This window comes from Chelatococcus daeguensis (genome assembly GCF_001887265.1).
In the GTDB taxonomy this organism is placed as follows: Bacteria; Pseudomonadota; Alphaproteobacteria; order Rhizobiales; family Beijerinckiaceae; genus Chelatococcus_A; species Chelatococcus_A sambhunathii.
On record NZ_CP018095.1, the window covers coordinates 1,448,781 to 1,462,079 of the forward strand.

General features: G+C 65.9%; 11 protein-coding genes and 1 pseudogene. 6 read left to right on the forward strand and 6 right to left on the reverse strand.

What is annotated here, in order from left to right; genetic code table 11:
* Positions 1-8 precede the first annotated feature (8 nt).
* On the reverse strand, positions 9-947 hold the full coding sequence (locus BOQ54_RS06940; protein WP_071923591.1) for a LysR family transcriptional regulator: 939 nt from the start codon (positions 945-947) through the stop codon (positions 9-11).
* Between the two features lie 392 nt (positions 948-1,339).
* On the opposite strand from BOQ54_RS06940, the gene BOQ54_RS06945 reads away from it, so the two are divergent.
* Positions 1,340-1,873, forward strand: a complete 534-nt coding sequence (locus BOQ54_RS06945; protein ID WP_083585921.1) for a thermonuclease family protein — start codon at positions 1,340-1,342, stop codon at positions 1,871-1,873.
* A gap of 312 nt (positions 1,874-2,185) precedes the next feature.
* Positions 2,186-2,929 (forward strand): MBL fold metallo-hydrolase, encoded by a 744-nt coding sequence (locus BOQ54_RS06950; protein WP_071923593.1) that lies wholly within the window; start codon positions 2,186-2,188, stop codon positions 2,927-2,929.
* Positions 2,930-2,983: 54 nt separating this feature from the next.
* On the opposite strand, the pseudogene BOQ54_RS06955 reads toward BOQ54_RS06950, so the two are convergent.
* From BOQ54_RS06955 to BOQ54_RS06970, 4 genes and pseudogenes are all read right to left on the reverse strand, one after another.
* Positions 2,984-3,871, reverse strand: a pseudogene (locus BOQ54_RS06955) (NAD(P)-dependent oxidoreductase); the annotation flags it as partial.
* A gap of 34 nt (positions 3,872-3,905) precedes the next feature.
* Positions 3,906-4,616, reverse strand: coding sequence for an ABC transporter permease (locus BOQ54_RS06960; RefSeq protein WP_055459043.1), 711 nt, complete (start codon positions 4,614-4,616; stop codon positions 3,906-3,908).
* A complete protein-coding gene (locus tag BOQ54_RS06965) occupies positions 4,613-5,332 on the reverse strand; it encodes an ABC transporter permease (RefSeq protein ID WP_055459042.1) in 720 nt (239 codons plus the stop codon). The genes BOQ54_RS06960 and BOQ54_RS06965 overlap by 4 nt, the downstream gene beginning before the upstream one ends.
* 233 nt (positions 5,333-5,565) lie before the next feature.
* Positions 5,566-6,342 (reverse strand): ABC transporter substrate-binding protein, encoded by a 777-nt coding sequence (locus BOQ54_RS06970; RefSeq protein WP_082464778.1) that lies wholly within the window; start codon positions 6,340-6,342, stop codon positions 5,566-5,568.
* A gap of 215 nt (positions 6,343-6,557) precedes the next feature.
* Between BOQ54_RS06970 and apbC the strand changes: the two genes are divergently transcribed.
* The 4 genes from apbC to BOQ54_RS06990 all read left to right on the forward strand — a co-directional run bounded on the left by apbC (position 6,558) and on the right by BOQ54_RS06990 (position 11,540).
* Positions 6,558-7,676, forward strand: a complete 1,119-nt coding sequence (apbC, locus tag BOQ54_RS06975; RefSeq protein ID WP_071923595.1) for an iron-sulfur cluster carrier protein ApbC — start codon at positions 6,558-6,560, stop codon at positions 7,674-7,676.
* 162 nt (positions 7,677-7,838) lie between these two features.
* Positions 7,839-8,927 (forward strand): TRAP transporter substrate-binding protein, encoded by a 1,089-nt coding sequence (locus tag BOQ54_RS06980; protein WP_055459039.1) that lies wholly within the window; start codon positions 7,839-7,841, stop codon positions 8,925-8,927.
* Between the two features lie 250 nt (positions 8,928-9,177).
* Entirely contained in the window at positions 9,178-10,266 is a 1,089-nt protein-coding gene (locus tag BOQ54_RS06985; protein ID WP_055459038.1) for a TRAP transporter substrate-binding protein, read from the forward strand.
* Between the two features lie 185 nt (positions 10,267-10,451).
* On the forward strand, positions 10,452-11,540 hold the full coding sequence (locus BOQ54_RS06990; RefSeq protein WP_055459037.1) for a TRAP transporter substrate-binding protein: 1,089 nt from the start codon (positions 10,452-10,454) through the stop codon (positions 11,538-11,540).
* 70 nt (positions 11,541-11,610) lie between these two features.
* Here the strand turns inward: BOQ54_RS06990 and BOQ54_RS06995 are convergent, their stop codons facing one another.
* Positions 11,611-13,278, reverse strand: a complete 1,668-nt coding sequence (locus BOQ54_RS06995) for a TRAP transporter large permease (protein ID WP_055459036.1) — start codon at positions 13,276-13,278, stop codon at positions 11,611-11,613.
* Between the last annotated feature and the right edge of the window lie 21 nt (positions 13,279-13,299).

Sequence of the window (13,299 nt, forward strand, 5' to 3'; positions counted from 1 at the left end):
GCGCGGTCTCAGGCGACATTGCGCTGCTGCGGCGGCTCCGCCTGCCACCGGTCCCATGCCGGCTCGCCGGCGAAATGGCTGACGAGCCGGTCGACGAAGAGCCGCACCTTCAGCGGCAGGTAGCGCGCCTGCGGATAGACGGCGTAGATGCCGGCTTCCGTCGGCGTGTAGTCGGGCATCAGCGGCACGAGCGTGCCGCTCGCGATCTCCGGCCCGACGACGAAGGTCGGCGACAGGATGACGCCGAGGCCGCGCAGCGCCGCCTCCCGCAGCATCAGGCTGTTGTTGACGATGATGCGCGGCTGCACGCGCACGCTCTCTTCCCCGTCGGGCCCCTGGAAGGTCCAGTTCGACTGGCTTTGCCGGTAGGCATAGTCGAGGCAGGCGTGCTGCGAAAGATCGGCCGGCCGCAGAGGCGCTTCACGCGCCGCCAGATAGGAGGGGGCGGCGCACAGGGCGAAGCGGCATGGCGCGAGCCGGCGCGCGATGAGCGAGGAATCCTTGAGGCGCCCGATGCGGATGGCGAGGTCGACGCCCTCCTCGATGATGTCGACGATCATCTCGTTGAGCGTGAGGTCGACCTGCACCTCCGGATGGTCCCGGAGGAAGCTGTCGATCACCGGCATCAGATAGGTGACGCCGAAGGTCATTGGCGCGTTGATGCGCAAGGTGCCCTTGGCCTGATCCTGGATCGAGCTGACGCCGTGGCGCAGGTCGTTGACCTCCTCGAGGATCGGCACGCAGCGCGCATAAAACTCCGCCCCGGCCTCGGTCAGGTTGACGCGCCGGGTGGTGCGGTTGAGCAGCCGGGCGCCCAGCCACTCTTCCAGCATCTGCACATGTTTGGTGGCCGCCGCCGGTGAAATGCGAAAATGCCGTGCAGCTTCTGCAAAGCTGCCATTGGAGGCAACGCGGGCAAATACCGCCATCATCATAAGTCTGTCCATGAAATCCTCACTTCAATCAACATAGAAAAGTAACAATTTTCCTTATGGCGTATATTATTAGACGATCCATTATATGTTTCCTTAGATGGCATAAAATCGGCATTTAGTAAAATTTTACGGATATATTTCTTTCTTATGACGTGTGAATTATTATTTGAGGCCAAAAACTATCTTCCTTTATTTGTGCGTGCTCGCATTGACCGCCCGTGGCAGCTTTGAAAGTCTCCGCGGGGGTGAATTTCGCGTGCGACTCGCCGCGATTGCCGATCGTGCTGCAGGCGATGCAGCCGCCCCCGCGTGGTTTCCGCCCGGTTTCCCCGCGATCAATCCTTTTCGGCGTAGTGGCCCCTGCCGTTAAGGTCCTCATCAGACAGCTCCGCTAGAAAGCGGCCATGCGAAGGGACAGGCTTGCGACAGGGCGAGGTGGGCAGCGCCATGTGGAGCGGCGGCTGCGCGACCTCCTGCGCGCGTCGGCTATCCTCACCGGGCTGCTGGTCGCGCTCGGCCTGCTGCTGTGGCGTGAGGAGACGCGCGTCGCCGGGCCCGTCGATATCGTCGACGGCGACACGCTGCGGCTGGCCGATGGGCGGCCGCTGCGCCTCGAGGGCATCGATGCGCCCGAGATCGACCAGCTCTGCGACAAGCCGTCCGGACCCTATCCCTGCGGCCGGGCCGCGCGCAGCGCCCTCGTTCGCCTCGTCGCCGGCGCCAACGTCACCTGCGTCGTCGGCGGCAAGGACCGGTACGGCCGCCTGCTCGGGCGTTGCAGCGTCGGCGAGGAGGACATCAACGCCAGCCTCGTCGCGACCGGCTGGGCGGTGGCGAGCGGCCGGTACCAGGCCGAGGAGGCGGAGGCGCGCGAAGGGCGCCTCGGCCTATGGCAGGGCCGCTTCGAGCGGCCGACGGACTGGCGCGCGCGGCGTTGAGGATCGATTAACCCTGTCTTTCACCAAGCCATCGTCCATGTGTTCTGGCGCACATCGGGAACAAAGGTGGAGGGCTACAGTTATCGACATCAAGGACCTCCCTCCCTGACCCCTCCTCGGGCGCGGCTCAACACCGCGCCCTTCTTTTTTGTGGAGCCGGCCGCCGGTCGGGCGGCCGCGATTGACCGGCGCCGGCAGCGATGGTCGACTTGCCCGAACGGGCGAAGCGACCCGCAGGAGGAAACGATGAAGCGCGAAGGCGTTGTGCGGGAGCTGATTCGCCCGGGTTCAGCCGGTCCGGAGACCTGAACGATGCGCCTGACGTTCATCGGCAGCGGCGATGCCTTCGGTTCGGGCGGGCGGTTCAACACCTGCCTTCTGGTGGAGGCCGGCCGCACCACGATGGCGGTCGATTTCGGCGCCACCTCGCTCGTTGCCCTGAAGCAGCGCGGCATCTCACCCAACAGCATCGATACCGTCGTCCTTACCCATCTGCACGGCGACCATTTCGGTGGCCTGCCGTTCCTCCTCCTCGATGCGCAGTTCGCCTCGAGCCGCAAGACGCCGCTCACCATCGCCGGCCCGCCGGGCACGCGCGAGCGGCTGGAGGCGGCGCTGGAGGTGTTCTACCCCGGCGCCATCGGCAACGACTGGCGCTTCCCGCTCAAGGTCATCGACATGCCCCTGCGCACGCCCTGGGCCTTCGGCGAGGCGAGGGTGGAGAGCCACGAAGTCGTCCACGCCTCCGGCGCGCCGTCGACCGGCGTGCGCGTCACGGCCGGCGGGCGCGTGCTCGCCTATTCGGGCGACACGACCTGGACCGATGCGCTCGTCGACATCGCCCGCGACGCCGACCTCTTCGTCGTCGAGTGCTACCGCCCGGCGGGGCGTACCTCCAACCACCTCGATCTCAGGACGCTCATCGCGAACCGCGACCGGTTGACGGCCCGCGCCATCATGCTGACCCACATGAGCGAGGCCATGCTGGCCGCGCAGCATGAGGCCGCGACGGCGGGCTTCCTCGTCGCCGAGGATGGCCTGACGCGGGAGATCTGAACCGATCCCGGCAATCCCGGAGGCACCGGGCGGCCGTCTTGCCCGGCGGAGACGTCAGCGGTCGAGACGCGCGATGAGGGACGAGGTATCCCACCGATTGCCGCCGAGCCGCTGCACCTCGGAATAGAACTGGTCGACGAGCGCCGTGACGGGCAGATGGGCGCCGTTGTGACGCGCCTCGGCCAGGCAGATGCCGAGATCCTTGCGCATCCAGTCGACGGCGAAGCCGAAGTCGAACTTGTCCTCGTTCATGGTCTTCCAGCGGTTCTCCATCTGCCAGGACTGCGCGGCGCCCTTGGAGATGACGGAGATCACCGCCTCGACGTCGAGCCCTGCCTTCTTGGCGAAATGGATGCCTTCCGAGAGGGCCTGCACGAGGCCGGCGATGCAGATCTGGTTGACCATCTTGGTGAGCTGGCCGGCGCCGGAGGGGCCGAGCAGCCGGCAGGCGCGGGCAAAGCTCGCGATGACCGGCTCGGCCTTGGCATAGTCGGCCGCATCGCCGCCGCACATCACGGTCAGAACGCCGTTCTCGGCGCCGGCCTGCCCGCCGGAGACCGGAGCGTCGACGAAGCCGAGCCCCATCTCCTTCGCCTTCGCATGGAGCTCGCGCGCCACTTCCGCCGAGGCGGTGGTGTGGTCGACGAAGATGGCGCCGGGCTTCATGCCGGCAAAAGCGCCGTCCGGGCCGATGGTGACGGCGCGCAGGTCGTCGTCATTGCCGACGCAGGAAAAGACGATGTCCTGCCCTTCGGCGGCGGCCTTCGGCGTCGGCGCTGCGCGCCCGCCGTTCTCGGCCACCCATCTCTCGGCCTTGGCGGCCGTGCGGTTGTAGACGGTGACCTCGTGGCCCTTGTCCTTGAGGTGGCGTGCCATGGGATAGCCCATGACGCCGAGCCCGAGAAAGGCAACCTTCATGTGTTCCGCTCCCGATGATTGGCGGGCCGATGGTGCGCACCGGGCCCGCGCCGGTTGATCATGCCGGCTTCAGATGCCGTGTCAGCCGCCGCTCGGCGACCGCCCACAGACGACGTACCCCTTCGACGAGGATGAGGTAAAGGGCTGCCGCCCACAGATACACCTGGAAATCGAAGCTGCGGGAGAAGGCGAGGCGCGTCACGCCCATGACGTCATAGATGGTGATGAGCGAGACGATGGCGCTCGCCTTGATCATCAGGATGAGCTCGTTGCCGAGCGGGCGCAGCGCGGTGACGAGCGCCTGCGGCAGGACCACCTTGCCGAAGGTCAGCCAGCGCGGCAGGCCGAGGGCGAAGGCGGCCTCCCGTTGGCCGCCGGGAACGGCCCGGATGCCGCCGCGCAGGATCTCCGCCTGGTAGGCCGCCGTGTTGAGGGTGAAGGTCAGGAGCGCACAGAACCATGCGTCGCGAAACAACGTCCACAGCCCCACCGCCTCGAAGGCGTCGCGCAATTGCCCGGCGCCGTAATAGACGAGGAAGACCTGGGCGAGCAGCGGCGTCCCGCGGAAGAAGTAGACATAGGAATAGGCAAGGGCGCGCGGCACGCTGTTCTTCGACAGACGCGCGAGCGCCACCGGCACGGCGAGCAGACCGCCGAGGATGAAGGAGATCCCCACGAGTTGCAGCGTCACGAGAACGCCGTCGAGAAAGCGCGGGCCGTAGCGCGCCATGAGGTCGAGATTGATGAGGCTGCCGAGGATGTCGCTCATGCCGGCCTCCGCGCCTGCCCGCGGCTCGTCCGCGCTTCGAGCCAGCCGAGCGCCCCGCCCGACAGCATGGAGAAGAAGAGATAGACGAGACACGCGACGAGATAGAAGAACAGCGGCTCCTTGGTGCTGCCGACGGCGATGTTCGTCTGGCGCATCAGGTCCGCGAGGGCGATGGTCGAGACGAGCGAGGTATCCTTCAGCAGCACCAGCCAGTTGTTGCCGAGGCCGGGCAGGGCGACGCGGACGAGCTGCGGCAGGACGACGAGGCGAAAGCTGAGTCGGGCGGAGAGGCCGAGTGCGCGTGCCGCCTCGCGCTGCCCGTTCGGGATGGCGTTGAGCGCGCCCACCCACACCTCGCTGGAGAAGGCGGCGAGCACCAGCCCGAGAGCGACGAAGCCGGCGAGGAAAGAATTGACCTGGACCTGCGCCCCGTAGCCGACGACGGATGCCAGCTTCTGCAGCAGCAGTTGGCCGCCGTAGTAGACGATGAACAGCGTCAGCAGTTCGGGCAGACCGCGGAAGACGGTGGTGAAGGCGATGGCGGCATTGCGGGCGAGGCGGTTCGCGGAGCGCTGGCCAAGGGCGACGAGCAGGCCGAGCATGAGTCCGAAGGGCAGTGTGAGCACCGCGAGGGCGATGGTGACAAGCGCGCCTTGCGCGAGTTCATCCCCCCAGCCGTCGGGGCCGAACGAGAGTAGGTCGAGATAATAGCTCATTCATTCACCGCCGGTGCCGCATCCGGACCCCGGCGGGCCCGCGCCTGCGGTTGGCTGTCGAAGCTGCCGTCAGCGCGCGGGGCGGGCGCTGCTGTCCCTTCCGTGCCGCGTGCGGAGGACGAGACGGGGACGTGTCGGCCGCGCGCCATGCCTGGCTTCGAGTCATGAGGCCGGCCCCGGATCCCTCTCTCGGAAGGAAGAGAGATCGCTTGTCGCCCCCATGGGCTTTCGACTCAATAGATCTCGAAGTCGAAGTACTTCTTCGCGATCGTGTCGTAGGTGCCGTCGGCACGGATATCGGCGATGGCCTTGCTCAGGAGCTCCTTGAGGTCCTGGTCGCCCTTGCGGACGGCAAGGCCGATGCCCTCGCCGAAATACCGCGCGTACTGCTTGTCGTCGACGTCGCCGAGGATCTTGCAGCAATCGGCTCCATCCTTCTTCAGCCAGTCGAGCAGCACGATCTTGTCGGCGAAGACGGTGTCGACGCGGCCGGACTTGAGATCGGCATTGGCCTCGTCGAGCGTCGGATAGAGCTTCACCGTGACGCCCTCGGGTCCATAGACGTCCTCAAGCATCGTCGCGTGGGTGGTTGAAGACTGGGCGCCGACGATCTTGCCCTTGAGGTCGGCCGGTGTGACGCCAGTCAGCTTGGTATCCTTGGGCGCGACGAAGGACACGGGCGCGCTTGCGTAGCGCTCCGTGAAGTCGACCTGTTGCTTGCGCTCTTCGGTGATCGACATCGAGGCGGCGATGGCGTCGTATTTGCTGGCGAGGAGGGCCGGGATGAGGCCGTCCCAGTCCTGCGCCACGACGGTGCATTTGGCCCCGATCTTGTCGCAGAGCGCCTTGGCGATGTCGACGTCGAAGCCCTGCAGTTCACCGTTGGAGCCGACGAAGTTGAACGGGGGATAGGCGCCTTCCGTGGCGATGCGGATTTCCTTCCATTCCTTGGCGGAGGCCGCGCCCGTCAGGGCGAGAAGCATGGCGGCAACGGCAATGGTCAATCGCATGATGAACCCCTCGATCGGCTATTCTTCTGTTGTCCTGGCGGCTCTCGGCCGGCCGGGCGCTGGCGTGATGTTTCCACGATCGCCACATTTCGGGCAAGGCATGTGGATGATTTGCCGCAAGGCGATGCGCTGGTCCGCCCGCCGGGGCGCGCCCCCGTGGATGTTGACCGGGTCTGCCGCCGGTCCCAATGTGCGCCCGTTCTAAGGAGGAGCAGATGGTGACGCGGGAGACGATTCTGGAGCGGCTGGCGAGCGTGGCGGGGCCCGACGGCAAGACGCCTCTGCCGCAGTCGGGAACGTTGTCCGAGATCGTCGTCCAGGATGGCAAGGTCTATTTCTCCATCGCCATCGACCCCGCCCGCTCCATGGAGCTTGAGGCGATGCGCCGGGCGGCCGAGGAGGCGGCGGCTTCCGTGCCGGGCATCGCCCAGGCCATCGTCACCCTGACCTCTGACCGGCCGGCAGGTTCCGGCCCCTCCGCTCCGGCTCAGCGCCAGCCCGGGCCGCGCGCTGCTGCGGCTCAGGCGAAGGCCGCCGTCGCCGGCGTCAGGCACATCATCGCCGTGGCGAGCGGCAAGGGGGGCGTCGGCAAGTCGACCACCGCCTGTAACCTCGCGCTGGCGCTCGCTCGCAACGGCCTTTCCGTCGGCGTGCTCGACGCCGACATCTACGGCCCTTCGATGCCGCGTCTCTTCGCCCTCAAGGGGCGACCGCAGGTCGTCTCCGGCCGCACGCTGAAGCCGCTCGAGGGCTACGGTCTCAAGGTCATGTCCATCGGCTTCCTGGTCGAAGAGGAGGCGGCCATGATCTGGCGCGGGCCGATGGTGATGTCCGCCATCCAGCAGATGCTGCGTGAGGTGGCCTGGGGCGATCTCGACGTGCTCGTCGTCGACATGCCGCCGGGCACGGGCGATGCTCAGCTCACCATGGCCCAGGCCGTGCCGCTTGCCGGCGCCGTCATCGTCTCGACGCCGCAGGACCTGGCGCTCATCGATGCGCGCCGGGGCGTCGCCATGTTCCGCCGGGTCGACGTGCCCATCCTCGGTGTCGTCGAGAACATGAGCACCTTCATCTGTCCCCATTGCGGCAACGCCTCCGATATCTTCGGTCACGGCGGCGCGCGCCACGAGGCCGAGCGCCTCGGCGTGCCCTTCCTCGGCGAGGTGCCGCTGCACATGACGATCCGCGAGAAGTCCGATGCGGGCCTGCCCGTGGTCGTCAGCGAGCCCGACGGTCCACATGCCCGGGCCTATCTCGACATCGCCCGAAAGATCGCGGCCGGTCTTGCAGACGGAGCCGCCGGCCGCGCCGCGCCGCGTATCGTGATCGAATGAGGCGGTCGACAGCCGGCCGCCCCGTGCGCAAAAATCCAGAGCCCGCAGGCGAGATTCCGTCTTGAAACGGTGCACGGACTGGCTTCATGTGACACGCCACAGAGGGAGCGCGGCAACGAACCGCCAGGGCCAAACGGGAGAGCTCAGAGGAGACGAACGGAAATGAAGCGTCGCCAGTTTTTGACCGCGGCAGGCACGGGCCTCGCCGCCGGCGCGGTTGCCATGCCCGCCATCGCCCAGTCCATGCCGGAAGTGAAATGGCGTCTGACGTCGAGCTTCCCGAAGTCGCTCGACACCATCTTCGGCGCCGCCGAGCTGTTTTCCAAGGCTGTGTCGGAGGCGACGGACGGCAAGTTCCAGATTCAGGTCTTCGCGGCAGGCGAACTGGTGCCGGGCCTGCAGGCGCTCGACGCCGTGCAGAACAACACCGTCGAGATGTGCCACTCCGCGTCCTACTACTATGTCGGCAAAGATCCGACATTCGCGCTCGGCACCGCCGTGCCCTTCGGCCTCAATGCCCGCATGATGAACGCCTGGTTCTTCCATGGCGGCGGTCTTGAGGTGCTGAACGAGTTCTACAAGAAGTCGGGCGTCTACATGCTGCCGGGCGGCAATACTGGCACCCAGATGGGCGGCTGGTTCCGCAAGGAGATCAAGTCGGTCGACGATCTCAAGGGCCTCAAGATGCGCATCGCCGGCATCGCCGGCCAGGTGCTCGCCAAGCTGGGCACCGTGCCGCAGCAGATCGCCGGCGGCGACATCTATCCGGCGCTGGAGAAGGGCACGATCGACGCGGCCGAGTGGGTCGGCCCCTATGACGACGAGAAGCTCGGCTTCCAGAAGGTCGCGCAGTACTATTACTATCCCGGCTTCTGGGAAGGCTGCGCGGCGCTGAACTTCTTCTTCAACGAGGCGAAGTGGAACGAACTGCCGGAGGTTTACCGCTCCGTACTGACGACGGCCGCGGCGCGCGCCAATGCCGACATGCAGGCGAGCTACGACGCCAAGAACCCGGGCGCGGTCAAGCGCCTCGTGGCGAGCGGCGCCCAGCTTCGGCCCTTCCCGCAGGAGGTCATGGAGGCCTGCTACAAGGCGGCCAACGAGATCTACGAGGAAACCTCGGCCAAGAACGCCGATTTCAAGAAGATCTACGACCACATGCGCGCCTTCCGCAATGACGAGTACCTGTGGTTCCAGGTCGCGGAATACACCTACGACAACTTCATGATCCGCGCGCGCGCGCGGGGCTGAGGTTCGCTGCACGCTATCGAGGTTCGCCCTCGCCATGGAAGCGCCCGGCGGCTGTCCGCCGGGCGCTTCTGCGTTCTGTTTCCATTCCTCTCCTGCCGGCGCCCCGCGCCATGGCCTCGAAGGGAACTCGCCACACTGAACTTTCTTACCAGTTGTGCTTGAGCCGCGAATATGCCTCAGTCGCAGATGGTTTCGGTGCGCGAAAAAACAGAGGGGCGCTCCGGGACTGCGCAACCTTGGGAGGAAATGTATGAAGCGTCGTCAATTTCTGGGTGCCGCGAGCGCCGGGCTCGCGGCAGGTGCTCTTGCTCGGCCCGCGATCGCGCAGTCGATGCCGGAGATCAAGTGGCGCCTGACCTCGAGCTTCCCGAAATCGCTCGACACCATCTTCGGCGCGGCCGAGGTCTTCGCGAAGGCGGTGTCCGAGGCGAGCGACGGCAAGTTCCAGATCCAGGTGTTCTCGGCAGGCGAGATCGTGCCCGGCCTGCAGGCGCTCGACGCGGTGCAGAACGGCACGGTCGAGATGTGCCACACCGCCCCCTATTACTACGTCGGCAAGGACCCGACCTTCGCATTCGCCACGGCCATTCCCTTCGGCCTCAACGCGCGCCAGCAGAACGCCTGGTTCTACCACGGCGGTGGCATGGAACTGCTGAATGCGTTCTTCGCCAAATACAATGCCCATGCGCTGCCCGGCGGTAACACCGGCTGCCAGATGGGCGGCTGGTTCCGCAAGGAGATCAAGACGACCGACGATCTCCAGGGCCTCAAGATGCGCATCGGTGGCTTCGCCGGCCAGGTGCTCAGCAAGCTCGGCGCCGTGCCGCAGCAGATCGCCGGCGGCGACATCTACCCGGCGCTCGAGAAGGGCACGATCGATGCTGCCGAATGGGTCGGCCCCTACGACGACGAGAAGCTCGGCTTCCAGAAGGTCGCCAAGTACTACTACTACCCGGGCTGGTGGGAAGGCGGCGCCGCCCTTCACTTCATGATCAACAAGGCGAAGTGGGACGAACTGCCGGTCACCTACAAGGCCCTGTTCAACGCCGCGGCCGGCATCGCCAATGTCGACATGCTCGCCAAGTACGATGCGAAGAATCCCGCGGCGCTGAAACGCCTGGTGGCGAACGGCGCCCAGTTGCGCCCCTTCCCGCAGCCCGTGCTCGACGCCTGTTTCGAGGCCTCCGGCGAGCTCTACGGCGAGACATCGGCCAAGAACGCCGAGTTCAAGAAGATCTACGACAGCATGATGGCCTTCCGGAACGAGGAATATCTCTGGTTCCAGGTGGCCGAATATACATTCGACAACTTCATGATTCGCGCCCGCGCCCGGGGGTGATGCGTACCGCCGGAAGCCTGGCAAGGAAGGCCCCGCCTTGGCGGGGCCTTTTGTTTGGAAGCTTCGGAAGGCATCGTTTCGCCCTTGCTCTTTGTCCGGCCGGACAGCACAGATAGCGCACCAGCGGGGGCCGGGCGGCAATGCATCCGTCCTGACGGGAGGCACGATTCTAAGGAGTTCGAACGATGAAGCGTCGTCAGTTTCTGCGGACGGCCGGGGTCGGCCTTGCCGCCGGCACGGTTGCCGCGCCCGCCATCGCGCAGTCGGCGCCCGAGATCAAGTGGCGCCTGACGTCGAGCTATCCGAAGTCCCTCGACACGATCTACGGCGGCGGCGAGGTGCTGGCCAGGGCCGTCTCCGAGGCGACGGACGGCAAGTTCCAGATCCAGGTCTTCGCGGCGGGCGAGATCGTGCCCGGCCTGCAGGCGCTCGACGCGGTCGAGAACGGTACGGTCGAGATGTGCCACTCGGCGCCCTATTTCTACATCGGCAAGGATCCGACCTTCGCCTTCGGCACGGCCGTGCCTTTCGGGCTCAACACGCGCCAGCAGAATGCCTGGTTCAATCATGCCGACGGCATGACGCTGCTCAACGAGCTCTACGGCAGGTTCGGCACCTACGGACTGCCCGGCGGCAACACGACGGCCCAGATGGGCGGCTGGTTCCGCAAGGAGATCAAGACGACCGACGATCTCAAGGGCCTCAAGATGCGCATTGGCGGCCTCGGCGGCCAGGTGCTCGCCAAGCTCGGCGTCGTTCCGCAGCAGATCGCCGGCGGCGACATCTACCCGGCGCTCGAGAAGGGCTCCCTCGATGCGGCCGAATGGGCCGGCCCCTATGACGATGAGAAGCTCGGCTTCCAGAAGGTCGCGCCCTACTATTATTATCCGGGCTTCTGGGAGGGCGGCGCCTCCATTCACTTCTTCATCAACAAGGCGAAATGGGAAGGCTTGCCGAAGAACTACCAGGCCATCCTGCGTCAGGCGGCGGCCTTCACCAACGCCGATATGATCGAGAAGTACGACGCCAGAAACCCGGCAGCCCTCAAGAGCCTCGTGGCCAGCGGCGCGCAGCTGCGCCCCTTCTCGCAGGAGATTCTGGAGGCCTCGCTCAAGGCCACCAACGAGATCTTCGACGAGATTGCCGCCAAGAACGAGCTGTTCAAGCGTGTCTACGATTCGATGAAGAGCTTCCGTAACGACGAATATCTGTGGTGGCAGGTGTGTGAATACACCTACGACAACTTCATGATCCGCAATCGCACGCGTGGGTGACGCAGGCTTCCGTGGCCATCAGCAAGAAAGGCCCCGGCATCGCCGGGGCCTTTCTTCTTTCTCTCATCGATCAGTCGAACTTTGGCGGACCGAGGTCCATCGGCGGGGCGAACTGGTCGAGCCCCGGCGCAAGATTCTGCAACTGCTGCTCGAGCTGCTGCTCGTCAAGCTCCACGTGGCCCGACTTGTAGTGAAGCACCATCTGGGGGAAGAGCATGACAATCGCGACCATGAGGATCTGGATGAGGATGAAGGGCAGGGCCCCCCAGTAGATCTGGCTCGTCAGGATCGGCGCCGTCGTCTTGCCGGTCAGCCGGTCACGATAGGCCTGCCGCGGCGCCACCGAGCGCAGGTAGAACAGCGCGAAACCGAACGGCGGCGTCAGGAAGCTCGTCTGCAGATTGATGGCGAGGATCACGCCGAACCAGATGAGGTCGATCCCCAGCCGCTCCACCGCCGGCACGAGGAGCGGGATGATGATGAAGGCGATCTCGAAGAAGTCGAGGAAGCAGCCGAGCACGAAGACGAGGAAGTTGACGAAGAGCAGGAAGCCGATCTCGCCGCCCGGCAGGGCGACCAGCAGTTCCTCCACCCACTTGTGCCCGTCGACCCCGTAGAAAGTCAGCGCGAAGACGCGCGCGCCGAGAAGGATGAAAAGCACGAAGGCGGACAGTTTCGCCGTCGAGAACGTTGCCTGCCGCAGGAGGTCGAACGTCAGCCGGCGCTTGAACAGCGCCAGCAGCACCGCCCCGGTCGCCCCCATGGCGCCACCCTCGGTCGGCGTGGCGACGCCGATGAAGATCGTGCCGAGCACGAGGAAGACGAGCGCGAGCGGTGGCACCATGACGAAGATGACCTCCTCCGCCATGCGCGACAAGAGCTTGAGCCGCAGGAGCTTGTTGAGGAGCGCGAGCACGAAGGCGATGGCCACCGCGAGCGTCATGGTGAGCACCACGAGGTCTGCCAGGTTGCGCACGTTGCTGCGCTGCATGACGAGATAGGCGGCCGTGCCGGCGATGACGGTCACGACGAGCAGCGACAGGCGCCGCGCGCGGCCGTCGGGATCGTTGAGCGTCTGCGCTTCCGGCGGCAGGCCGGGCGCCATCTTCGGACTCGCCATGCTGGCCACGAAGACGTAGCCCGCATAGAGCAGCGTCAGGACGACACCCGGGATGAAGGCGCCCTGATACATGTCGCCCACGGAGCGGCCGAGCTGGTCCGCCATGACGATCAGCACGAGCGAGGGCGGGATGATCTGCGCCAGCGTGCCCGAGGCGGCGATGATCCCGGTGGCGAGGCGCCGGTCATAGCCGTAGCGCAGCATGATCGGCAGCGAGATGAGGCCCATCGAAATGACAGAGGCGGCCACGACGCCCGTGGTCGCCGCGAGCAGCGCGCCGACGAAGACCACCGCATAGGCGACGCCGCCCCGCACCGTGCCGAACAGCTGGCCGATGGTATCGAGCAGATCCTCCGCCATGCCCGATCGCTCGAGGATGAGTCCCATGAAGGTGAAGAACGGGATGGCCAGCAGCACATCGTTGTTCATCGTGCCGTAGACGCGCTCCGGCAGGGCCTGCAGGAAGTCGGGCACGAACAGGCCGAGTTCGATGCCGATGAGGCCGAAGATGAGGCCATTGGCTGCCAGCGCGAAGGCCACCGGATAGCCGAGAAGCAGGAAGATGACGAGCGCCGCGAACATGATCGGCGCCATGTTGTGGATGAAGAACTCCACCATGGAGAGGCTCCTGAAGCGTTC